The following is a 23,801-nucleotide window of genomic DNA, read 5'->3' on the forward strand; positions in this document are numbered from 1 at the left end:
GTCTTCCGATCCGGTGGGGGCCGTTTTTATCGTGTAGCTGTTCTTGTTTTTCTTTGGGTTGTCCGCCCCCGGACCACAGGGGCCGGGGACGGAGCATCAGGCGTGGGCGTGATCTCAGGCGATCAGGCCGCCCAGCCCCACTTGTAGTGGTGGTGCTCGTAGGAGATGTGCATGTCAGCCCCCATCACGCCCTCGCGCATGTGGCGGAACAGCGATTTCCAGTAGGGCTGGATGGTGACACCCTCGTCCTGGATCAGCTTCTCGCCCTTGGCAACGATTTCGCGACGCTTGTCGGCATCGGCGATCGCCAGCGCGTCGGACAGGATCTGATCGAACTCCTCATTGGACCAGCCGAATTCGTTCCAGGCCTCGCCCGAACGATAGGCCAGCGCCCAGATCTGAACGCCAAGCGGACGGTGGTTCCAGTTGGTGGAGCTGAACGGGTATTTGGTCCAGTCGTTCCAGAAGGTGGAGCCGGGCAGGACGGTGCGCTTCACCTTGAAGCCCGCGTCGCGCAGCTGAGCGGCCACCGCATCGGTGGTGTTCTTGCGCCAGTCGTCGTCGATGGAGATGATCTCGTGTTCGAAATCCATCATGCCGGCTTCTTCCATCAGGGCGCGGGCGCCTTCGACGTCCACTTCCTGCTTGGGCAGTTCGGCATATTCCGGGTGCGCCGGGCCGACGTGGTGATGCTCGGCGACGACGCCGCGGTTGCCGTAGCCCAGTTCCAGGCAGACATCATTGTCGATCGCCATCTGCAACGCCTTGCGCACGCGCTGATCGGCATAGGGCTTCTTGCCATCGACCTCGGCCAGCTGATTGGGACGGATCACGATGGTGGACATGGTCACAACTTCGGACTTCACAAAGCCCAGCGCGTCCATCACGTCGATGAATTCGCCCACGGATTCGTAGAGCATGTCCACTTCTTCCGCTTCCAGCGCCGACAGCCACGAGGACGGGTCGGTGCCGAAGTCGATGTATTCGATGCTGTCCAGCGCCGGACGGCCAAAGACCTCTTCGCCCCACCAGGTGTGGTCCTCGTTGCGGGTCAGGGTGCATTTCACGCCGACCTCGAGTTCGGAGATCAAATAGGGGCCGGTGCCAACCGCGTTCTGTGCATCATCCGCGCTAAAGCTGGCGTGGGTGATCGCCGCCGGATAATCCGCCATGCCCGGAATGATCGAGATGTCGGAGTTCGGCAGCTTCAGCTTCACGGTGTGGCTGTCGACCACCTCGATCGCGCCCTCGATGGCCTTGTTGGTGTCGGGGTCGATCAGGCTGCCGAAACGGCCGGCCATGGAGTTGCCTTCCATGTCCTTGTCGCACCAGCCGGCGATGTTGCGCGCCACGTCCTCGGCGGTGAAATCGTCGCCGTTGTTCCATTTCACGCCCTTGCGGACATTCAATGTATATTCGTCGGCGCTGTCGTTCACTTCCCAGCTTTCCAGCAGCATGGGGGTGAAGGTGCCGTCGTTGTTGTATTCGACCAGATATTCCAGCGTGCCGCGGGTCTCGTTGCCGATTTCGGACCAGTCATAGGTGCGCGGATCCTTCAGGCCGCGGACGTTCATCTGGACACGCATGGTGCCGCCTTCCTGCATGTCGCCGGCAGCGCGGGCCGGGGCGGACAGGCCGATCATGCCGTAGGCGGCAGTGGCGGATACGCCCAGAGCGGTGGCACGGGTCAGGAATTCGCGCCGGGAGATCTTGCCGGCTTTCAGTTCCTTCGCGTGCATCTCTGCCGCCCAATGGGGGGTCGAGCTCTTGAGTGTGGTGGTGGTCATCGATGTCTCCCTGTTCTAGACCGTCATTTGAAGGGCGCCCTCGGTCACGAGGTTCTCAGTCGCGGGCTATTTTATATCGCGCTGAGGTAGTTGAATTGTCACAATGTTTCTCAGCCTCACCATACGGCAACAGATCCGGGCCGACGTCAATGCACAGTATCGGCACCAGACGGTAAAAATGCGACATTCCCCCTGTCGGTTTTGATAAAACGACACTTGTGTCCAGTTTGGTGGAGCAATCAGGATGCGTGCACCGATGTCAGGACGCCAGCGCCGCGGGGCGGGCCGACTCGCGTGCCATCTTGCGCAGGGCGCTGGGGGTTTCGCCGGTGTGCTGGGTGATGAAACGGGTGAAATAAGCCGCGCTGCCAAAGCCCAGCGAATGGGCAATATCGCGCATCGGCAGGCTGGTGCGGACCAACAGGCTGCGTGCCGCGTGCAACTGGCGTTCGGTCAGCAGCGCGGCGGCGGTCTTGCCGGTTTCCTGCTTGCAGACCCGGGTCAGATGCGTTGGCGTCACCCCCAGTTCCGCCGCGTGGCCCGCCATGTTGAAGACGCCCTCGGAATCCGCAGCAAGCCGCTGGCAGAAGGCCCGCGACAGGCGTCGGGCCGCGCTGACCTTGCCATTCTCGGGCGCTGCTGCCCAGAGGCGTTGCAGGTGGATGCCGATGAGTTCACCGTAGCTGAGGATTGCGCGGGGGCTGTGGGTGTCCCCCAACTGCTGCTCGCGCTGGGTCGCCTCGAACAATGTGTTGAGACGGGCCTGTTCCTGCATGTCGCCGATCCGCATCTGCATCGGCTGGTCGGGCAGGGCGCAGGGCATGGTTTCGCCAATGCGCAGCACCTGCCCGATGCTCTGGCGCCCGACTTCCAGCGAAAACAGCGATCGCGCGGGAATCGATAGCACCGTATGAGGGCCAAAACCGCGACGCTGCCCATCCAGCAGCGCCCGTCCCTGGCCCCGGGTGACCCAGATCAACAGGTGGCAGTCTCGTTCATGCGCCAGCTCCACCTGCCAGGAATCGCCGGACACGAGCCGCAGCAGCGGGCTGACGTCCAGCGGGCCGGAGAGAGGCGGGGCATATGACATGGCGGCGTTCAGGTCGTTCCAATCCTAAGTGCATCGGACCTTGACCCGCGCGCGTGATTCGATCAATTTTTTTGCCGCTTTTTCGCCAGAAGGCCAAAAACCGCTGTCAGAGAGGCGGATTTTGCCGCGTTTTTACGGTTCCGGTACCAGTTTTAACCATTGCGACATGCGGGCGCGGAACCAGGTGCGCTGTCGTTTGGCATATTGACGGGTGGCGATGGAGGCCCGTTCCGCGGTTTCCTCGACCGTGAGTTCGCCGCGCAGATGGGCCATCAGTTCCGGCACCCCGATCGCCTTGCAGGAGGGCAGCGCGGGATCGTACCGGCTCTGCATGGCGCGGGCTTCCTCCAGGGCCCCCGCCGCCATCATTCGCGAAAACCGGTGCCGGATACGCGCCTCCAGCCAGTCGCGCTCCGCCTCGACCACCAACGCGGTACAGGCCTCGGGAGGCAGCAACGGGGGCGGGGTGTCATCCTGCCATTGCGCCAGCGGTCGTCCGGTGGCCCGCAACACCTCCCAGGCCCGTTGCACGCGCGCGCGATTTTGCATGTCTATACGGGCACATGTCTCTGCATCCAGCTCTGCGGACAGGGCCTCCAGCGACATCAGGTCGGCTTCGGCACGGACCGGGGCCGGTGTGGCGGGGATTTCTGCCATGCCTTCGGTCAGCGCCAGGAAATAGAGCCCGGTGCCGCCGACGATAATGGGCCGCTCGGGCCCGGTCAGCAGCGGTGCGACCTCGCGCAGCCAGTGTCCGGCGGAATAGGGTGCATCATGGCTCAGATGACCATAAAGCCGATGCGGCGCACGGGATTCGTCCTCTGCGGTGGGACGGGCCGTGACCACCCGCCAGCACGCGTAGACCTGGCTTGCATCGGCGTTCACGATGACGCCGCCATCCCGTTCGGCGATGCGCAGCGCCAGCTCCGATTTGCCGGAGGCTGTCGGGCCGGCGATCAGCACAGGACGGTCGGCGGGGATATTTGTCAAATCTATCAATGTTTTCCGCTGTGCGCCTCGGGGAACGCATCCATGTCAGAGGGAGAGCCCGAAGAAGATCGGCAATTATCCGGCAGCCCGGATTGATCCTCGGCGGCTTTTGCTCCATTTTGCCGCGAGATTTAACCCCGACATATTGCGGAGCGCAACATGCCCGAAACCCCTGACCAGCCGGACGTCTCGACGGCCGCCAGCTATAACCGTGTGATGCTGAAGATTTCCGGCGAGGCCCTGATGGGAACGCAGGGGTTCGGCCTGCACCCGCCAACCGTGCGCAGAATCGCCGAAGAGGTGAAATCGGTGCACGACCTTGGCGTCGAGATCTGCATGGTGATCGGCGGCGGCAACATCTTTCGCGGGCTGTCCGGTTCCGCCCAGGGGATGGAGCGCACAACGGCGGACTACATGGGGATGCTGGCCACCGTCATGAACGCGCTGGGGATGCAATCCGCGCTCGAGGATCTGGGCGTGTTCACACGGGTGATTTCCGCCATCCGCATGGATGAGGTGGCAGAGCCCTATATCCGCCGCCGCGCGGTGCGTCACCTGGAGAAAAAGCGGGTCTGCATTTTTGCTGCCGGCACCGGCAATCCCTATTTCACCACCGACACCGCCGCTACGCTGCGGGCCAATGAAATGAACTGCGAAGCGATCTTCATGGGCAAGAACGGCGTCGATGGTGTCTATGACAAAGACCCCAAGACCAACGATGATGCCAAGCGGTATGACAGCGTCAGCTACGACGATGTTCTGGCGAAACGTCTCAAGGTCATGGATGCCTCTGCCATCGCGCTGGCGCGCGACAACAATCTGCCCCTGATTGTCTTTGGCCTTGATGAACCCGGCGGGTTCCGGGGCGTCCTGGCGGGCGAGGGCACCTATACCAAGGTGCACGGCTGACAGGGTCACGGCTGACTGGGCCAGGGTGAACGGCGCCTCGCGCCGTCGCCAGTCCGGCGCCTGTTTTGCGTGGAATTTCACCACGTTCCGAAGGTTTCGCGGGTGTTTGTCCGCCGAGATCGCTATACAAGAGATACCTGATGGCGTAAGAGCCGTCCTCAAGACCGCCTCAAGCAAGGGGAGAGCAGCATGTCTGATGATTTCGAACTGGACACCGATGACCTGAAACGCCGCATGGATGGTGCGATGGCGAACCTGAAGACCGAATTTGCGTCGTTGCGGACCGGTCGCGCCTCCGCCTCGATGCTGGAGCCGGTGATGGTCGACGCCTACGGCTCGATGACACCGATCAACCAGGTCGGCACCGTGAACGTGCCGGAACCGCGCATGGTCACCATCAATGTCTGGGACAAATCCCTCGTGGGTAAGGTGGAGAAAGCGATCCGCGAGTCGGGTCTTGGCATCAACCCGCAGCTCAACGGCACCATCATCATGCTGCCGATCCCTGAGCTGAACGAAGAGCGCCGCCGCGAGTTGGGCAAGGTCGCGGGCCAATACGCCGAACACGCCCGGGTCTCGATCCGCAACGTGCGCCGCGACGGCATGGACCAGATCAAGAAGGCCAAGGCCGACGGCATGTCCGAGGACGACCAGAAGTTCTGGGAGACCGAGGTCCAGGAACTGACCGACAAGATGATCAAATCCGTCGATGATGCGCTTGAGACTAAGCAAGCCGAAATCATGCAGGTCTGATCCGCGCTTATGGCCTTTGGGACGGACAGCGGCACACCGGCCGTAGACGCAGCGGACCCGGATGGCTCTGGTGACGGGCCCCGTCACATTGCCATTATCATGGATGGCAATGGCCGTTGGGCGCAGGCACGTGGGCGACCGCGGCTGTTTGGCCATCACGCCGGTGCCCGCCGGGTGCGCGAGGTGGTGGAATGCTGTCCGGACCTCGGGGTCAAATACCTGACGATATTTGCCTTTTCGACCGAGAACTGGAAACGCACCCAGGTCGAGGTCGCCGGTCTGATGAGCTTGTTCCGGCGCTATATCTCCAAGGAAATGAAGGCGCTTGCGGCCAAGAACGTGCGTGTGCGCTTTATCGGCGACCGGGTGCGGCTGGATCGGAAACTGATCCAGCTGATGGATGCGCTGGAGCGTGAAACCGAGACCAATGACGGCACGCATCTGACCATCGCGCTCAATTACGGCGGTCGCGACGAGGTCGCCCGCGCCACCAAGCGGCTGGCCCAGGATGTTGCCGATGGCAAGCTTGACCCGGAAAACGTCGACGAGGAAACGCTGCCGCGCTACCTCGACACCCATGTGTTGCCTGATCCGGATCTGGTGATCCGGACCTCGGGCGAGGCGCGGATTTCGAATTTCCTGCTCTGGCAGTCGGCCTATGCCGAATACGAGTTCATCGATACGCTCTGGCCGGATTTCACCGCCGAGGAACTGGCGCGCCTGTGTCGCAGCTATGGGCGCCGGGACCGGCGGTTTGGCGCGGTGAAGACATGAGCGCCCGATCCCCTTTTGCGCAGACGCCGGGCCGTTGGGCCGACTTACGGACCCGGAGCCTGTCAGCTGCGGTGCTGCTGGGTCTCGGGGGCGGGTCTCTGGCGATCGGCGGGGTCGCCCTCCTCGTGTTTGTAGCGGCATGCCTTGGGGCAGTGTTCTGGGAGCTGCTGCGCATGTACCGCGCCGACCTGAGCCTGCCAGCCCTAGGTTGCGGCCTGTTGGCGGCGCTTGCAATACTGTTGGCCGCGATGTTGCCCCTGCTGCTGATGCCGCTGGTGCTGGCGGTGCCGCTGGCGGCCGGGGCTTGGGTACTGCAGTCGCGGCGCCGCTATTTTCTTATGATTGCGGGCTGGGCGCTGCTGGGGGGCTTCGGGCTGATCTGGCTGCGTGACGCCTATGGCTTTGGCTGGATGCTCTGGCTGATCCTGGTGGTGGTTGCGACCGATGTGGCGGGCTATTTTGCGGGCAAGCATTTTGGCGGGCCGAAGTTCTGGCCGGCTGTCAGCCCCAAGAAAACCTGGTCCGGCACCGCTGGTGGCTGGGTGGCCGCGGCGGCGACCGGAGTGCTGTTTGTCTGGCTCGGCGGGCTGCCCGCCAGCGTCATCCCTCTGTCGGTGGTGGTCTCCATGGCCAGCCAGGCGGGTGACATCGCCGAAAGCGCATTGAAGCGGTACCTGGGCGCCAAGGACTCCAGCCAGTTGATCCCGGGCCATGGCGGCGTGTTCGACCGCTTTGACGGGATGCTGGGAGCCGGGGCGCTGTGTTTCGTGGTTGCGATGGTCCTGTCCTGACAGGATCGCCTGCGACGCGGATGAGGAATGATCGGCGATGAGAAAGATTTCCATATTCGGGGCCACCGGCTCCATCGGGCAGAACACCATCGACCTGATCCGCCGCCAGCCGGATGCCTATGACGTGGTGGCGCTGACCGGGGGGCACAATATCGCGCAACTGGCGCAGGACGCCATTGAGCTGCGCGCGGAGATCGCCGTCACCGCCCATGATGCGCGCCTGCCGGAGTTGCGCGCGGCCCTTGCGGGAAGCACGGTCGAAGCCGCCGCCGGCGCCGAGGCGCTGCTGGAGGCTGCCAGCCGACCGGCGGACTGGATCATGTCGGCCATCGTCGGGGCGGCCGGGCTTGCCCCGGGCCTCAAGGCGCTGGAGCAGGGGACCACCCTGGCGCTCGCCAACAAGGAATCGCTGGTCTGTGCCGGGGCGCTTCTGATGCAGACCGCAGAGCGCCACGGTGCCCGCATCCTTCCGGTCGACAGTGAACATTCCGCCGTGTTTCAAGCGCTTGTGGGCGAGCGCCTCGACGAGGTCGAGCGGATCATCATCACCGCCTCCGGTGGTGCGTTTCGGGATTGGCCGCTGGAGGCCCTGCGGACCGCGACCCTGGCGCAGGCCTCCTCGCATCCGAATTGGGACATGGGGCAGCGGATCACCATCGACAGTGCCTCCATGTTCAACAAGGCGTTGGAAGTCATTGAAACCAGAGAGTTCTTTGGTGTCGACCCCAGCCAGATCGAGGTGCTGGTGCATCCGCAATCCCTGGTCCACGCCCTGGTGGGGTTTCGCGATGGCGCGTTGATGAGCCACCTTGGCGCGCCGGACATGCGCCATGCGATCGGTTATGCGCTGCACTGGCCGGAGCGCAAGACGCTGCCGGTGCCGCGACTGGATCTTGCGGCGGCAGGGCAGCTGGAGTTTCGCGCGCCCGATCCCGACCGCTACCCGGCGCTGCGGCTGGCGCAGGAGGTCATGGCGCGTGGTGGCCTCAGCGGTGCGGCCTTCAACGGGGCCAAGGAGCAGGCGCTCGATCACTTTATCGCGGGGCGCATTGGCTTTCTCGACATGGCGACCATAACTGAACAGGTGTTGGCATCGCTTGAGGCGCATCCGGGCCTTATTGACGCCGCAATGACACTTGAAAACGTCACCCGAGTTGACGATCTGGCGCGGCAGGCGACGGATCAGGTCGTGACGCAACGAACAGGATAGAGTTTTGGACGCAGTATCTCTGGTCTCGCAGCTGAGCGGGTTCCTCTACACGGTTGGCAGTTTTGTTGTTCTGCTTTCGATCATCGTGGCCGTGCATGAATACGGTCACTACATCGTCGGGCGCTGGTGCGGCATCCACCCGGAGGTGTTCTCGCTTGGATTCGGTCCGGTGCTGGCCAGCCGTGTCGACAAGCGCGGCACCCGCTGGCAGGTCGCTGCTTTTCCCTTTGGCGGGTTTGTGAAATTTCTCGGGGATGCGGATGCGGCCTCGGGCAAGGACACCGGCAGCCTGTCGGCAGCCGAACAGGACCCGGCACTGCTGCGCATGACCATGCACGGCGCACCGCTCTGGGCGCGCTCGGCCACCGTTGCAGCGGGGCCGATCTTCAACTTCATCCTGTCGATCGTGATCTTCACCGGGGTGATCCTGGTGCAAGGCCAGATGAAAGATCCTCTGACCGTGGGAGAGCTTCGTCCGTTGCCGGATCAAAGCCTGACCCTGCGCCCCGGGGATGAGATCAAGGCGATCAGCGGTCTGGAAACGCCAGCCTTTACCGATCAGGCCGCCTGGAGCGCGTTTGAGCAGGCGGTGCCGGTGGAGCCGGTGCTGGAGTACCGCGTCCTGCGTGACGGGGCGGAACGCATTGTACGCGGCCCCTATCTGAGCCCCAGTCTGGTGACGGGGGTTGCGCCGCGCAGTGCGGCCTCTGACGCCGGTCTGCGCGAGGGGGACGTGATCCAGAGCGTCGACGGCGATGAGATCTTCACCTTCGGCCAGTTGAAGGAAAAGGTCGAGGCCGGCAACGGCGCGCCCCTGACGCTCGGCGTCTGGAACCGCGACGGAGAGCGTGAGGTGACGCTGACGCCCCGTCGCACCGATGAACCGACGGCGGAGGGCGGCTTTGCAACCCATTGGCGGATCGGCATCGCCGGCGGGCTGGCGTTTGAACCGGCCTCCGAGTCGATCTCTCCGCTGGTCGCGGTTGGGCGTGCGACCACCCAGATCTGGGTGATGATCGAGCAATCGCTCTCGGGGCTGAAACACATCATCACCGGCCAGATCAGCACCTGCAACCTGTCCGGCCCGGTGGCGATCGCCGAGGTCTCGGGCACGATGGCAAGCCAGGGCGCGATGGAGTTCATTCTGCTGATCGCGGCGCTGTCCACCGGCATTGGCCTCTTGAACCTGTTCCCGGTGCCGGTGCTGGATGGCGGGCATCTGGTGTTCTTCGCTTATGAGGCGGTGACCGGCAAGGCGCCCAACGACCGTGCGATGCAGGTGCTGATGATGATGGGCCTGGCGCTGGTGCTGGGGCTGATGCTGTTCTCCGTCAGCAACGACATTCTGTTTTGCTGATGCAATCAGAGGTGGGCGGCGCCGGAGAGCCATATTGGCGCCGCTTTCTCGCCACAAACGGCCTGTAGACCAGATCCCGGGTGAGTAAGGCCGGTCGTCCTGACCGGTCTTCGTAAAATCGGGAGCATATCATGCAAGTGCTGGAGCAATCCTATCGGGGGTTGAGTCTGCTGGTTCGTCTCAACGTGGATCGAGTGCTGTTTCTGGGCGCCATTTCGGCGGCGATTCTGACTGGATCCTGGATCGCCTCGAGCTTCTGAGCAGGCGCAGAAACCGGCGGCCACAGCCATATTTTTAAGGCAGAGGGACGTGACCCCCCTGCAACGAGACAGCAGCGGCATTGCGCCGCTGCTTTTCTTGTTTTTGACAACCGCAGGCAAACCCGGTACGCCCTTTTTCAAGCTGCTAAAAAGTTGGGTTAAAAAACGAATGACTTGGGGGAAGAGCGGGGCACAGGCCCGCGTGACACGCCGGGGGTGTGAAATGTCGATTTCTGCAAAGAGGTTTCTTGGATCCACCGCATTGTCCGCGGTCCTGGCATTGGGGCTGACGCCGCTTTCGGTCGGGGCCCAGGATTATCGCTTTACCAATGTGCGTGTCGAAGGCAATCAACGTATTCAAAGCTCGACCATCGTCGCCTATACCGGGCTGGCGCGGGGCGAGACGGTAAGCGGCGGCGCCTTGAACGACGCCTACCGCGGCGTGTTCGACAGCGGTCTGTTCGAGAGCGTGGAACTGATCCCACGCGGCAACACGCTGGTCATCAAGGTGGAGGAATACCCGACCATCAGCCGGATCAATTTCGAGGGCAACAAACGTCTGAAGGACGATGCCCTTTCAGAAGTCGTGCTGTCCTCGCCGCGCCGGGTGTTCAGCGCCGATCAGGCGGAGCGGGACGCGGCGGCGATCGCCGATCTCTACCGTGCCCAAGGGCGTCTGGCCTCGCGCGTCACCCCACGTATCATTCGCCGCAATGACAATCGCGTCGATCTGGTGTTCGAAATTTCCGAAGGCGATACCGTCGAGGTGGAGCGCGTCTCCTTCGTCGGCAACCGCGCCTTCTCCGACCGGCGTCTGCGTCGGGTGCTGGAAACCAAACAGGCGACCTTCCTGCGGGCGTTGATCAACCGGGATACGCTGATCGAAGACCGGATCCAGTTCGACCGTCAGGTGCTGACGGATTTCTACCGCTCGCGCGGCTATGTCGATTTCCGCATCAATGGCGTCAACGCCGAGGTGACCAAGGAACGCGATGCCGCCTTCCTGGTGGTGGATGTGACCGAAGGGCAGAAGTTCGAGTTTGGCGAGATCACCGTCACCAGCGAATTCCCCCAAGCCGATCCCGACGCGTATCGCAGCAAGCTGCGAGTCAAACCGGGCGTCACCTATTCGCCGCTGGTGATCGAGAATGCGATCACCACGCTGGAACAGCTGGCGGTCAAGCAGGGGATCGATTTCCTGCGGGTGGAACCGCGGGTGACCCGCAACGACCGGGATCTCACGCTGAACGTGGAATTTGCCATGGTCCGCGGCCCGCGGATCTTTGTCGAGCGCATCGACATCGAGGGCAATACCACCACGCTCGACCGGGTGATCCGCCGTCAGTTCAAGATCGTCGAAGGCGATCCGTTGAACCAGCGCGAGATCCGCAACAGCGCCGAGCGCATCCGGGCGCTTGGGTTCTTTTCCGAATCCGAGGTCGATGTGCGCGAGGGCAGCACCCCAAGCGAAGTCATCGTCGATGTGGACGTCGAGGAACAGCCAACCGGCTCGTTCACGCTGGGGGGCTCCTACTCTGTCGATGATGGCATCGGTGTGGCGATCGGGATCACCGAGGACAACTTCCTCGGCCGGGGTCAGAAGCTGTCGTTCAATATCTCCACGGCGCAGGATACAGAAGCCTACAACCTGCGGTTCGTGGAGCCTCAGCTGCTGGGCCGGGATCTTCAGTTTGCGATCGACCTGGGGCTCAGCGAGACAGAATCCAGCTATTCGCAATACGACACCTCCGCGATTATCTTCCGCCCGTCGATCACCTTTGACGCCAGCGACACAACGTCCCTGCAACTGCGCTACGCGCTGGATCTGGACGAGATGAAAAGCCGGGGCAATGACAGCAATGGCGATCCGCTGGCCGGTCCCGTGCTGCGGGCCGATATTGCCGAGGGCAAGCGGACCACAAGTTCCGTGGGGGCGACCTTCACCTATGACAGCCGCCGTACAGGGCTGAACCCGACCGCCGGGTTCCTGATCCAGGGCGGATTTGACTACGCGGGCCTCGGCGGCGACAACGAATATATCCGCGCCACCAGCAAATTCGTGGCGCAGAAACTGGTCTTCAACGAGGAAGTCACCCTGCGGGCCACGGTCGAAACCGGCTATCTGGGCTGGCTCGGTGACAACAACAGCCGCACCGTGGATCGCTTCCTGCTGTCGTCGGAAACCCTGCGCGGTTTTGAACCGGGCGGTGTTGGTCCTCGGGATCTGTCCGCCACCGGCAGCGGCGGGTCCTATGACGATGCGCTTGGCGGCAACCTTTATGCCGTGGCGCGGTTTGATGCGGAGTTCCCGCTGGGCCTGCCCGAAGAACTGGGGATCCGTGGTGGTCTGTTCTATGACGTGGGCAACCTTTGGGGGCTGGACGATTCCAATGCGGGCGCCAGCGGCAATGTCGTCGGTCGTGATGGCTCCTTCCGCCATGTGGTCGGCTTCTCGGTGCTCTGGACAACCGGTCTTGGCCCCTTGCGGTTCAACTTCTCCAAGGCGCTGGTCAAGGAAGACTACGACAAGGAGCGGAACTTCGACCTGACCATTCAGGCGCGGTTCTGACCCCGTTGCGACCTGCCGCGACCTTGCACAAACTCTGGATGGCCGGGCTGATGGCCTGGCTGTCCTGCGGTGGCCTCGCGCTGGCGCAGGGCGCCGGCTCCACAGTGGGGCTCGGCGGGTTCTCACCGGAGCAGAACCTCGGGGTGCCGAGCAGCCTGCTGCTGACGATCCACTCTGATCGGCTGTTTTCCGAAAGTGCCTATGGCAAGCGCGTGGCGCAGGAGATGGAAGGGCGCAGCGCGGTACTGATGGCCGAAAATCGCCGTATCGAAGCCGAGCTGCGTGCCGAAGAGCTGGACCTTGCGGAACGTCGGTCCACCACCGATCCAGAAGCGTTTCGCGCCCTGGCCGAGGCCTTTGATCAGAAGGTTCAGGAAACCCGGCGCACCCAGGAAGCAAAGTTTCTGGAAATCACCAACGCCCGCGAAGAGGCCCGCCGCGAATTCCGACAGACCTCGATCCCGATCCTGGAACGGATCATGACGGAGACCGGTGCGGCGGCGATCCTGGAGCAATCAACCGTTTTGCTGAGCGCCGAGGCAATTGATGTGACCGATCTGGCGATTGCCCGTGTCGATGCCATTCTGGGGGATGGGGCAGAAGCGGATGTGGCCCCGGCGGACGAGCCCTGAGCTTGCCCCGTTCCCGCTGGCTTGGTAGGGAAAACCAAACATAACAAACGGAACGTGACCCATGAGTGCTGACGCCAATCCCGACCTCAAGAGCGCCGACATCGGCCTGATCCAGCAAATCCTGCCGCATCGCTACCCGTTTCTGCTGGTGGACAAGGTGGTTGACATCGACGGCTATCAGTCCGCGCGCGGCATCAAGAACGTGACCATGAACGAGCCGCATTTTCAGGGTCATTTCCCGGGCACGCCGATCATGCCGGGCGTCACCATCGTCGAGGCCATGGCGCAGACCTCGGGCGTGATGCTGGGGGTCGGCATGGATCTGATCGGCACCGATATGCTGATCTATTTCATGAACATCGACAAATGCAAATTCCGCCGCAAGGTTGTGCCCGGTGACGTGCTGGAAATGCATGTGGAAACCGTGCGCGGCAAGCCCGGCGGCAAGATCTTCAAATTCTCCGGTCGGGCCACGGTCGACGGCGAACTGGCGGCCGAGGCCGAGTTCACCGCGATGATCGACCGGGACGGAAAGGACGGCTGATGAGCACCATTCACCCCAGCGCCATTATCGAGGATGGCGCCAAAATCGGCGAAGGCTGCGAGATCGGCCCGTTCTGCATCGTCGGCGCTGAGGTGGTTCTGGGCGACCGGGTGGTGCTGAAATCCCACGTGGTTGTCACCGGCGACACCGAGATCGGCGAGGACACGGTGGTGTTTTCCTTCTCCGTGCTGGGGGAAATCCCGCAGGATCTGAAATTCAAGGGCGAGAAGTGCCGTACCGTCATCGGCAAGCGCAATCGTATCCGCGAACATGTGACCGTGAATGCGGGCACCGATGGGGGCGGCGGTGTGACGCGCATCGGCGACGATGGCCTGTTCATGGCGGGCTGCCACATCGCGCATGATGCACAGATCGGGGATCGGGTGATCGTGGTGAACTCTGCCGCCGTCGCCGGTCACTGCATTCTCGAGGATGATGTCATCATTGGCGGTCTGTCCGGCATCCATCAGTTCGTGCGCATTGGACGTGGTGCCATTATCGGCGCCGTCACCATGGTGACCAACGACGTCATTCCCTACGGTCTGGTGCAGGCCTCGCGCGGGGAACTGGACGGGCTGAACCTCGTCGGGCTCAAGCGGCGTGGTGTCAGCCGCGCCGATATCACCGCGCTTCGGGCGGCGTTTCAGATGCTGGCGCAGGGCGAGGGCACGTTTTCCGAACGCGCCCGCCGATTGGGAGACGAGAACGACAGCGCATATGTGCAGGAAATCGTCGCCTTTATCACCGGTCAGAGCGACCGCCATTTCCTGACCCCCGGCGGCTGAGAAAGGTCCCGACATGATTGCACTGATTGCCGGACGCGGGGCCTTGCCCGCCGAATTGATTGCGCGGCTGCCGGAGCGCCCCATGGTATGCGCCATGGCCGGGTCCGAACCGGACACCGTCGAGGCCGACATCACCTTCCGCCTCGAACAATTGGGCAGCTTTCTGGAAGAGCTGAAATCCCGGGGCGCGACCGAGGTCTGCCTGGCGGGCGCGGTGACGCGACCCCAGATTGACCCGGGCGCGATTGATGCCGCCACGTTGCCGCTGGTGCCGGTGTTGCAGGCGGCGATTGCCGCAGGCGACGACGGGGCACTGCGGGCGGTGATCGGCATTCTCGAACAGAGCGGATTTGCGGTGAAGGCCGCCCATGAGATCGCGCCGGATCTCTTGATGGATGAGGGCGTCCCGACCAAGGTGCAGCCGGGCGAGATCGACAAGGCCGATGCCGAACGCGCCGCTGTCATCGCCTTTGGCCTGAGTGCCGCCGACATCGGGCAGGCCTGTGCTGTGCGGTCCGGTCAGGCGATTGCGATCGAGACCCTGTTTGGCACGGATTGGATGCTCGCGAGCCTCGCCAATCGTCCGGACGGGCAGGGTGGTCTGTTCTACAAGGCCCCGAAGGCCGGACAGGACCGGCGCGCGGATCTGCCGACCATCGGCCCGGCCACCGTCGAAGGTGCGGCCATGGCCGGGCTGAACGGCATTGTCCTCGAGGCCGAGGGCGTGATCGTTCTGGACCGTGAAGAGGTCATCGCCGCTTGCGACCGCCGGGGCATGTTCCTCTGGCTGCGTCAGGCCTGATCCCATGAGCCTTCGGGTGTTTATCCTCGCTGGTGAGCCTTCGGGCGACCGGCTGGGTGCCGCATTGATGCGCGGTCTCAAGGAGCTGTCTCCTGCTGTGTCCTTTGAAGGCGTCGGCGGCAGCCTGATGCAGGCCGAGGGGCTTCGCTCGCAATTCCCGATGGAGGAACTCTCCGTCATGGGGATCGCCGAGGTTCTGCCAAAGTATTTCGACCTCAAGCGCCGCATTCAGGAAACCGCCGATGCGGTGGTGGCCATGCAGCCCGACGTGATGATCACCATCGACAGCCCGGATTTTTCCCTGCGCGTTGCAAAGCTGGTGAAGGACGCCAGCGATATTCGCACCGTGCACTATGTTGCGCCCTCCGTCTGGGCCTGGCGTCCGGGGCGCGCGACAAAGATGGCGAAGGTCATCGACCATGTGCTGGCGCTGTTGCCGTTCGAGCCGCCCTACATGGAAGCCGCCGGGATGGAGTGCGATTTTGTCGGCCATCCGGTGGTGGCGGACCCCCAGGCGACAGAGGCTGAGATTGCGGCGTTCCGTGTGGCATTCGATCTGGGCGATGCGCCGGTTTTGCTGGCCCTGCCGGGCTCGCGCCGTTCCGAGGTTGCACGGCTTGCGGATGTCTTCGGCGCAGCCCTGCGTGAGTTCCACGCCAAGCACCCTAAGCACCGGATCGTTGTTCCCGCAGCCGCGCATGTGGCGCCCTTGGTGCGTGAAAAACTCATGGACTGGCCAGAGGGCTGCATCGTGCTTGATCCCGCCGATCATGCGGGCGCTGAGTTTGCTGCGCATAAACGTGCAGCCTTTGCCACTGCGGGTCTGGCTTTGGCCGCATCGGGAACGGTGTCTTTGGAACTTGCCGCCGCGCGTACCCCAATGGTGATTGCTTATCGGTTCAACTGGCTCACGTGGCAGATCATGAAGCGCATGGCGCTGATTGATACGGTGACATTGGTCAATCTGGTGAGCGAAACCCGCGTGGTTCCCGAATGCCTTGGTCCCGAATGCACCGCCGAAAATATTGCGGCACGTCTCGATCAGGTGCTGAGCGCGCCTGACGCACAACAGGACGCCATGCGCCTGACGATGGATCGGGTTGGCGAGGGCGGCGATGCCCCCGGCCTGCGTGCCGCGCGTGCGGTCCTTGAAAGATTGCCGCAGGTTTGAGGCGACTCTACTGGGTCTGAACAAATCAAAAGGGAGCCCGGAGGCTCCCTTGTTTTAGTGACCTCTCCAGATCCAGCCACCGCCAAAGATGCGGCTGCCGTTTGGATCATAGAACACACAGGCCTGACCGGGCGAAATGCCTTCCTCGGCGGAGAACAGTTCCACCTCCGCCTCGGTGTCCGAGATCGGTCGGATGATCGCATCACGCGGTGGGCGGGTGGAGCGCACCTTGACGCTCAAATGCCATTCCGTGCGGCTGGTGAAAGGCTCATCCCCCAGCCAGTTGATCTCGCGCACCGGCACCCGGCGGGTGGCCAGCATGTCCTTTGGTCCGACGATCACCTGCTTTTGGTCCACATCGAGCTTTACCACATAGAGCGGCTCGCTCAGCCCGCCGATACCAAGGCCGCGACGTTGGCCGATGGTGTAGTGAATGACACCGTTGTGTTCGCCCAACACGCGGCCATCGGCGTGCACGATCTGTCCCGGCTCCGCCGCGCCGGGGCGCAGTTTCTCGATCACCGAGGCGTAGTCGCCATTGGGGACAAAGCAGATGTCCTGGCTGTCCGGTTTGTCCGCAACCGACAGGCCGTATTGCGCCGCCATCTCGCGCGTGGCGTCCTTGGAGGGCAGGTGGCCCAGCGGAAAGCGCAGGAAATCGAGCTGCTCGGGCGTGGTGGAGAACAGGAAATAGCTCTGATCGCGGTTGGCATCCTCGGCGGAGTGCAGCTCCGGCCCGTGTTCGCCCATTTTGCGCTGGATATAGTGACCGGTTGCCATGCAATCGGCCTCCAGATCCTTGGCGGTTTCCAGCAGATCCTTGAACTTCACGCGCTCGTTGCAGCGGATGCAGGGCACCGGCGTCGCCCCGGCCAGATAGCTGTCGGCGAACTCGTCAATCACGGCATCCTTAAAAATGTTCTCATAATCCAGAACATAATGCGGAAAGCCGCGCTCCTCCGCGACTCGGCGGGCGTCGTGAATATCAATGCCGGCGCAGCAGGCGCCCTTTTTGGCCAGCGCCGCCCCGTGGTCATATAGCTGTAGCGTCACACCGACCACATCATAGCCCTGTTCCGCCAGATAGGCCGCCACAACAGAGCTATCGACGCCGCCGGACATGGCAACGACGACGCGCGTCTCGGCGGGCGATTTTGCAAAACCTAGCGAATTCACTGGTGCCTCATTGTCCAGTGCCATGGCGTACTCCTTGCGGGTCCGAAAGAGGAGAGGGAAAGCATCGAAGAATATAGGAAAATGCTAAGTATTCTCAAGGGGGCGATTTCACTTACCGTTAATGCCTGCGCGCCACTCTGCCTCTACCAAGCTGATTACGCATCCTAGTAAGGGCATAGCGATGTTTTTAAAGAAAGTTGATGGCCCCCGTGCGGTCACTCTGCCGGACGGAACAGTCATGACTCGGGCGGATTTACCGCCGCAAACCACAAAACGCTGGGTGGCATCGCGCAAGGCCGCGGTTGTGCGCGGGGTTTTGTACGGATTGATTCCCCAGACCGAGGCACTACGTCTGTATAATCTGAGTGAAGAAGAGTTCCGGAGCTGGGTCGCTGCGGTGGCCGATCACGGCGAAGACGCCCTCAAAACCACGCGTTTGAAGGATTATCGTAATCCCTGAGGTAAAAACCGCCGCGTTAACTTGTTCGATCCGGGAAAATTAACCAACATGGTAACGGGACATTAACCTTTTCCAAGCAAGGTTAACGCAACCTGAGGACAACAGAGTACAGGCGGAGACCCAATATGCGCATTCTTCTGGTCGAGGATGATCCCACGACAGCGAAAAGCATCGAGCTGATGCTGACTCATGCAAACCTGAACGTTTACACCACGGACCTCGGCGAAGAGGGCATCGATCTGGCAAAGCTCTACGACTATGACCTGATCCTGCTGGATCTGGGCCTGCCGGATATGAACGGTCATGAGGTTCTGCGTCAGCTGCGTTTGTCGCGTATTGAGACCCCGATCCTGATCCTCTCCGGCGCCGATGACACCGAGAACAAGATCAAGGGCTTTGGCTTTGGCGCGGATGACTATCTGACCAAGCCGTTCCACCGCGAGGAACTGGTGGCGCGCATTCACGCGATCATCCGCCGCTCCAAGGGACATTCCCAGTCGATCATCAAGACCGGCAAGATTTCGGTCAACCTGGATGCCAAGACCGTCGACGTCGAGGGCAAATCCGTGCATCTGACCGGCAAGGAATACCAGATGCTTGAGCTGCTCTCCCTGCGCAAGGGCACCACCCTGACCAAGGAGATGTTCCTGAACCACCTCTATGGCGGCATGGATGAACCGGAACTGAAGATCATCGACGTGTTCATCTGCAAACTGAGAAAGAAGCTCAGCACCGCAACGGATGGCGAGAACTATATCGAAACCGTCTGGGGCCGCGGCTACGTACTGCGCGATCCGCAAGAAGATCTCTCGGCCGGTGGTCCACGCATGGCGGTTGGCGCCTGAACGCAGAAAAATCCGGAAACCTGAAGGTTTTCAAAACCCCGTCGGGCTGAGCATCCCGGCGGGGTTTTTCGTCTCTAGGATCTGGCACTGGACCTCCTCCATATCGGGCACTATCACCAAGGCAAGACAGATACCCGAAGGGCGGAGCCAGGATGACAGAGCAGGATCCCCGGTCGATGAATGCGACCGACGCGCGTGACGAATTCGAGGCGCTTCAGGCGCAGATCGAGGCCGCGGATCTCGACTATCACCAGAAAGACGCCCCGACGCTGTCGGATGCGGAGTATGACCGTCTGAAGCGGCGCTATATGGCCTTGGTCGAGGCCTTTCCCGAACTCGCCGAGGGGGCCACGCGTGTCGAGAGCGTTGGTGCGCCCGCCGCCTCCGGATTTGGCAAGGTTGCCCACTCTGTGCGCATGATGTCGCTGGGAAATGCGTTTGAAGATCAGGATGTTGAGGATTTTGCCGCCGGCTTGCGACGCTACCTTGGCCTGTCCTCCGACGCCCCGCTTGCCTTTACGGCAGAACCCAAGATCGACGGATTGTCGCTCTCCCTACGCTATGAGAATGGCACGCTGGTGCAGGCGGCGACGCGGGGGGACGGTGCTGTGGGTGAAAATGTCACCGAGAATGCCCGCACCATCGAAGATATCCCGCAGCAGATCACCGGCGCGCCGGAGGTCTTGGAGGTGCGTGGCGAGGTCTATATGAGCCACGCAGATTTTGAGGCGCTGAACGCCCGTCACGCGGAAACCGGCGGCAAGATCTTTGCCAACCCGCGCAACGCGGCCGCCGGTTCCCTGCGCCAGCTTGACGCCGAGATCACCCGCGCCAGACCTTTGCGATTCTTTGCTTACAGCTGGGGGGAACTGTCTGAACCTCTCGCAGAAACGCAAATTGACGCGATTGAGAGATTTAAATCCCTCGGCTTTCAGATCAACCCGCTGACCCGCTGCTGTCAGACCATTGCGGAATTGCTGACGCATTATCACAGCATCGAAGAACAGCGCGCGGATCTGGGCTATGACATCGATGGCGTGGTCTATAAGGTAAACGACCTTGCGCTTCAGGAGCGTCTCGGCTTTCGCTCCACCACACCACGCTGGGCCATTGCGCATAAATTCCCGGCCGAACTGGCTTGGACGCGCCTCGACGGTATCGACATTCAGGTTGGTCGCACCGGGGCGCTCAGCCCGGTGGCGCGATTGCAGCCGGTGACGGTGGGCGGTGTGGTCGTGTCCAACGCTACGTTGCACAACGAGGATTACATCGCGGGCCTCGACTCCAAGGGGGCGACAATCCGGGACGGCAAGGACATCCGTGTTGGCGATTGGGTGCAGATCTATCGCGCGGGCGATGTGATCCCGAAGGTTGCCGATGTCGATTTGAACCGGCGTCCCGACGGCGCAGAAGTGTATGCATTCCCGACCCATTGTCCGCGCTGCAACAGCCCGGCGGTGCGTGAGGAGGGCGATGCGGTGCGGCGGTGCAGCGGCGGGTTGATCTGCCCGGCGCAGGCTGTCGAGAAACTCAAACATTTTGTCTCCCGCGCGGCCTTTGACATCGAAGGCTTGGGCGCCAAGCAGGTCGAGCAATTTCACAGCGACGGTTGGATCAAAGAGCCCGCCGATATCTTTGAATTAAAAGAAAGATATGGCAGCGGGATGCAGCAGCTTAAGAACCGCGAAGGCTGGGGCGACAAATCTGCAACCGCCTTGTTTGCGGCTATTGATGACAAGCGGCGCATCGAGTTTGCGCGGCTGATCTTTGGCCTTGGCATTCGCCATGTGGGCGAGGTGGCCGCAAAAGATCTTGCCCTGCATTTCCGCACCTGGGCTGCGCTTTCTGAGGCGGCAGATCTGGCACGCGCAGCAGCGCTGGCGCATCGGGCCGCAGATGAGGCGGAACTGTCGGAACGGCAGACCGCTCAGGCTGAAGAACGCCGCGCTAAGATTTCCGAAGTGCGCAAAGCGGCGATTGCCGCCTGTGATGTTGCCCCCGATGCGCAGGCGGCCTGGGATGATTTGATCAGCGTCGACGGGTTGGGTCCGACTGTCGCGCTGTCGCTTTCCGATGCCTTTGCCAACCCCGAAGAACGCGCGGCCTTTGACCGGCTGATCGCGCATCTGGAGGTGATTGAACCGGACGCCCCGACAGAGGACAGCCCCGTTGCGGGCAAAACCGTGGTGTTTACCGGCACGCTGGAGAAAATGACCCGCGCCGAAGCCAAGGCCCGTGCCGAAGCTCTGGGTGCGAAGGTATCTGGTTCGGTGTCCAAAAAGACCGATATTCTGGTGGCCGGTCCGGGGGCAGGCTCCAAGGCGACCAAAGCAGCAGAGCTTGGTGTGCATACCATGGATGAGGATCAATGGCTGGACTTGATCGGGCAGGCGTGAGCGCATCATGAGCGGACGTCCGGAACAACTGTTCCCGCTTTTTGCGGAATTAGAAACTTTGCAAGGTGTCGGGCCGAAAATCGCCGAGCACTTTGCACAGTTGCAGATCACGGCACCGCGGGATCTGTTGTTCGCGCTCCCCTACAGCGTTGTGGATCGGCGTCGGCGCGAGACCATTCGGGGACTTGAGTTGCCCACCACGGCGACGGTTGAGATCACGGTCGGGCGACATCGCCCCGCGCGCAACAAGGGCGGGGCTTACCGGATCGATGTGACGGACCAGGAAACGGAGTTTCAACTGGTCTTTTTCCACGGGCGGAGCCGCTATCTGACCGCGCAATTGCCGGAAGGGTCCCGCCGTGTGGTTTCGGGCAAGCTGGAACTGTTCGACGGCATGGCGCAGATGGTCCACCCGGATCACATGCTGCCGCTGGAGGAGGCGGGCGATATTCCGGATTTCGAACCGGTGTATCACCTGACCCACGGCATCACGCAGAAAACCATGTTCAAGGCGGTGCAGAGTGCCTTGCAAAGGGTGCCCGAACTCACCGAATGGATGGATGCATCCTATAAGACCAAACGGGGCTGGGCGGATTGGCACGAGGCCATCGCCACAGCCCATGCGCCGGGGCATCTGAGCGATCTGGAGCCCGAAGCCCCGGCGCGGGCCCGGCTTGCCTATGATGAGTTGTTCGCCCATCAACTGACGCTGGCCATTGCCCGCTCGGTGGAGCGTGAAGAGCCGGGACGCAGCTCTGTCGCAACGGGAAAACTGCAAAGCAAAGTGCTCTCGGCGCTGCCGTATAAGCCCACGGGCGCACAGGGGCGCGCGATCGAAGAGATCACCGCCGATATGGCCTCCGGGCGGCGTATGAACCGTTTGCTGCAAGGCGATGTCGGGGCGGGCAAGACGCTGGTGGCCTTTATGGCGCTGCTGGTGGCCGTGGAGGCCGGTGGCCAGGGTGTGATGATGGCGCCGACAGAAATCCTTGCGCGTCAACACCTTGAGGGGTTGAAACCCTTGGCCGATGAAGCGGGAGTGGTGCTTGAGATCCTGACCGGGCGTGACAAGGGAAAAGACCGGCGCGCCAAGACCGAGGCGCTGCAACGTGGCGATATTCATATCCTTGTCGGCACCCACGCGGTGTTTCAGCAGGATGTTGTCTTTGACGATTTGCGTTTGGTCATTGTCGACGAACAGCACCGCTTTGGCGTGCGGCAACGGATGGAGCTGGCCGAAAAGGGCAAGCGTGCCGATGTCCTGGTGATGACCGCGACGCCGATCCCGCGCTCGCTGGCGCTGACCCAATACGGCGACATGGAGGTCTCGATCCTCGACGAGAAACCACCGGGGCGCAAACCGATCAAGACCGCGATCCTCAGTACCGAACGCATGTCCGAGGTGGTGGACCACCTGCGCCGTGCCATTGCCGAGGGGCGACAGTGTTACTGGGTATGTCCGCTGGTCGAAGAATCCGAGGTCATGGACCTGACCGCTGCCGATGAGCGGTTCAAACACCTGCGGGCGGTGCTGGGCGATGATGTGGTCGGGCTGGTGCATGGTCAGATGCCCCCCGCAGAAAAAGACGCCGCCATGGCCGCTTTTCAGGAAGGGCGTACCCGGGTTCTGGTCGCAACGACGGTGATCGAGGTGGGGGTCAATGTGCCCAATGCCTCCATCATGGTGATCGAGCGCGCCGAGATCTTTGGACTGGCGCAATTGCACCAGCTGCGCGGGCGTGTCGGGCGCGGCACGGCCCAATCCACCTGTCTGCTGATGTATCAGCCACCGCTCACCGAGGGCGGGCGTAGGCGGCTTGAGGTGCTGCGCGAAAGCGAGGATGGTTTTGTCATTGCCGAAACCGACCTGCAAATGCGTGGCGCGGGTGATGTGATCGGCACCGCCCAATCCGGCCTGCCGCGTTTCCGGATCGCGGATCTGGAACGGCAGGCTGATCTGATGGCAATCGCCCAGAGCGACGCACGTGCCCTGATGACCTCTGATCCGGATCTGACCAGCGACCGGGGGCGCGCGGCGCGCACGCTGTTGTGGCTGTTGCGTCAGGACGAGGCTATCCGATTGATTTCAGTGGGATAATCCGTTCCTCCGGGAATGTGCTCTCATCTTTGTTCCACTTTGTTCGCAAATGTTCCCAAAAAGTTCTTTACACGACTCGCGCAAAATGAGAACAAAAGGACAACAAGGCGTCGCGAACGCAGGACAGAGATCGAGGAGGTTTTCAGATGGTCACGCAATTCAAATCCGCACTGCGCAATTCACAGTCCACCCTGTTGCAGGATGCTCTGGGCGCGGCGTCTCTGGTTGTCATGCTGATCGTCGGACTGCATCTGCCGGGCCTGATCTAAGCGACGTCTTCACGCCTTTTGTAACCCGTTCACAGTTTCCTTTGTGCTGTCATGCCGGGGACACCAGCCTCAAGTCCCGTAAGGATCGATTGCCTGTTCGATCCGCACCAGAGTTTTCCCTCCGGTGTTTGGT

Annotated in this window: 22 protein-coding genes; 18 read left to right on the plus strand and 4 right to left on the minus strand. The window is 62.2% G+C overall.

Annotation, left to right across the window (positions count from 1 at the left end):
* Positions 1–122 precede the first annotated feature (122 nt).
* From MHM88_RS01025 to miaA, 3 genes are all read right to left on the minus strand, one after another.
* The gene (locus MHM88_RS01025; RefSeq protein ID WP_239359137.1) at positions 123–1,787 is read right to left on the minus strand and encodes an ABC transporter substrate-binding protein; all 1,665 of its coding nucleotides are present in this window, start codon (positions 1,785–1,787) and stop codon (positions 123–125) included.
* A gap of 259 nt (positions 1,788–2,046) precedes the next feature.
* Positions 2,047–2,877, minus strand: a complete 831-nt coding sequence (locus tag MHM88_RS01030) for a helix-turn-helix domain-containing protein (protein WP_239321617.1) — start codon at positions 2,875–2,877, stop codon at positions 2,047–2,049.
* A gap of 132 nt (positions 2,878–3,009) precedes the next feature.
* Positions 3,010–3,873, minus strand: coding sequence for a tRNA (adenosine(37)-N6)-dimethylallyltransferase MiaA (gene miaA, locus MHM88_RS01035; RefSeq protein ID WP_239359780.1), 864 nt, complete (start codon positions 3,871–3,873; stop codon positions 3,010–3,012).
* Positions 3,874–4,026: 153 nt separating this feature from the next.
* On the opposite strand from miaA, the gene pyrH reads away from it, so the two are divergent.
* The 13 genes from pyrH (at position 4,027) to lpxB (ending at position 16,424) form a co-directional block, all read left to right on the plus strand.
* Positions 4,027–4,776, plus strand: coding sequence for a UMP kinase (pyrH, locus tag MHM88_RS01040; RefSeq protein WP_239321615.1), 750 nt, complete (start codon positions 4,027–4,029; stop codon positions 4,774–4,776).
* A 189-nt stretch (positions 4,777–4,965) separates the two neighbouring features.
* Positions 4,966–5,529, plus strand: a complete 564-nt coding sequence (gene frr, locus MHM88_RS01045; RefSeq protein WP_239321613.1) for a ribosome recycling factor — start codon at positions 4,966–4,968, stop codon at positions 5,527–5,529.
* A gap of 9 nt (positions 5,530–5,538) precedes the next feature.
* A complete protein-coding gene (locus MHM88_RS01050) occupies positions 5,539–6,303 on the plus strand; it encodes an isoprenyl transferase (RefSeq protein ID WP_255734068.1) in 765 nt (254 codons plus the stop codon).
* A complete protein-coding gene (locus MHM88_RS01055) occupies positions 6,300–7,094 on the plus strand; it encodes a phosphatidate cytidylyltransferase (protein ID WP_239359138.1) in 795 nt (264 codons plus the stop codon). The genes MHM88_RS01050 and MHM88_RS01055 overlap by 4 nt, the downstream gene beginning before the upstream one ends.
* A gap of 37 nt (positions 7,095–7,131) precedes the next feature.
* The gene (gene dxr / locus MHM88_RS01060; RefSeq protein WP_239359139.1) at positions 7,132–8,304 is read left to right on the plus strand and encodes a 1-deoxy-D-xylulose-5-phosphate reductoisomerase; all 1,173 of its coding nucleotides are present in this window, start codon (positions 7,132–7,134) and stop codon (positions 8,302–8,304) included.
* 4 nt (positions 8,305–8,308) lie between these two features.
* Positions 8,309–9,661, plus strand: coding sequence for an RIP metalloprotease RseP (rseP, locus tag MHM88_RS01065; protein ID WP_239359146.1), 1,353 nt, complete (start codon positions 8,309–8,311; stop codon positions 9,659–9,661).
* Between the two features lie 131 nt (positions 9,662–9,792).
* Positions 9,793–9,921, plus strand: a complete 129-nt coding sequence (locus tag MHM88_RS23075; protein WP_255734070.1) for a hypothetical protein — start codon at positions 9,793–9,795, stop codon at positions 9,919–9,921.
* Positions 9,922–10,144: 223 nt separating this feature from the next.
* Complete coding sequence (bamA, locus tag MHM88_RS01070; RefSeq protein WP_239359149.1) at positions 10,145–12,490, plus strand: outer membrane protein assembly factor BamA; 2,346 nt, start codon at positions 10,145–10,147, stop codon at positions 12,488–12,490.
* 50 nt (positions 12,491–12,540) lie between these two features.
* On the plus strand, positions 12,541–13,122 hold the full coding sequence (locus MHM88_RS01075) for an OmpH family outer membrane protein (RefSeq protein WP_239359151.1): 582 nt from the start codon (positions 12,541–12,543) through the stop codon (positions 13,120–13,122).
* A gap of 61 nt (positions 13,123–13,183) precedes the next feature.
* Entirely contained in the window at positions 13,184–13,666 is a 483-nt protein-coding gene (gene fabZ / locus MHM88_RS01080; RefSeq protein WP_005617880.1) for a 3-hydroxyacyl-ACP dehydratase FabZ, read from the plus strand.
* Positions 13,666–14,451, plus strand: coding sequence for an acyl-ACP--UDP-N-acetylglucosamine O-acyltransferase (gene lpxA / locus MHM88_RS01085; RefSeq protein WP_239359153.1), 786 nt, complete (start codon positions 13,666–13,668; stop codon positions 14,449–14,451). Before fabZ ends, lpxA begins: the two co-directional genes overlap by 1 nt.
* 13 nt (positions 14,452–14,464) lie before the next feature.
* Positions 14,465–15,253 (plus strand): LpxI family protein, encoded by a 789-nt coding sequence (locus tag MHM88_RS01090; protein ID WP_239321600.1) that lies wholly within the window; start codon positions 14,465–14,467, stop codon positions 15,251–15,253.
* 4 nt (positions 15,254–15,257) lie between these two features.
* Positions 15,258–16,424, plus strand: coding sequence for a lipid-A-disaccharide synthase (lpxB, locus tag MHM88_RS01095; RefSeq protein ID WP_239359155.1), 1,167 nt, complete (start codon positions 15,258–15,260; stop codon positions 16,422–16,424).
* Between the two features lie 54 nt (positions 16,425–16,478).
* Here the strand turns inward: lpxB and mnmA are convergent, their stop codons facing one another.
* A complete protein-coding gene (gene mnmA, locus MHM88_RS01100; RefSeq protein WP_065329346.1) occupies positions 16,479–17,624 on the minus strand; it encodes a tRNA 2-thiouridine(34) synthase MnmA in 1,146 nt (381 codons plus the stop codon).
* Between the two features lie 157 nt (positions 17,625–17,781).
* On the opposite strand from mnmA, the gene MHM88_RS01105 reads away from it, so the two are divergent.
* From MHM88_RS01105 to MHM88_RS23080, 5 genes are all read left to right on the plus strand, one after another.
* Entirely contained in the window at positions 17,782–18,060 is a 279-nt protein-coding gene (locus MHM88_RS01105; protein WP_005611705.1) for a DUF1153 domain-containing protein, read from the plus strand.
* A 125-nt stretch (positions 18,061–18,185) separates the two neighbouring features.
* Complete coding sequence (gene ctrA, locus MHM88_RS01110) at positions 18,186–18,905, plus strand: response regulator transcription factor CtrA (RefSeq protein WP_011538736.1); 720 nt, start codon at positions 18,186–18,188, stop codon at positions 18,903–18,905.
* A gap of 176 nt (positions 18,906–19,081) precedes the next feature.
* A complete protein-coding gene (ligA, locus tag MHM88_RS01115; protein WP_239359782.1) occupies positions 19,082–21,301 on the plus strand; it encodes an NAD-dependent DNA ligase LigA in 2,220 nt (739 codons plus the stop codon).
* Positions 21,302–21,308: 7 nt separating this feature from the next.
* Entirely contained in the window at positions 21,309–23,399 is a 2,091-nt protein-coding gene (gene recG, locus MHM88_RS01120) for an ATP-dependent DNA helicase RecG (protein ID WP_239359162.1), read from the plus strand.
* A gap of 146 nt (positions 23,400–23,545) precedes the next feature.
* Positions 23,546–23,668, plus strand: coding sequence for a hypothetical protein (locus MHM88_RS23080; protein WP_255729556.1), 123 nt, complete (start codon positions 23,546–23,548; stop codon positions 23,666–23,668).
* Positions 23,669–23,801 lie beyond the last annotated feature (133 nt).

The sequence above is a fragment of the Epibacterium sp. MM17-32 genome (assembly GCF_022348205.1).
GTDB lineage: Bacteria > Pseudomonadota > Alphaproteobacteria > Rhodobacterales > Rhodobacteraceae > Epibacterium.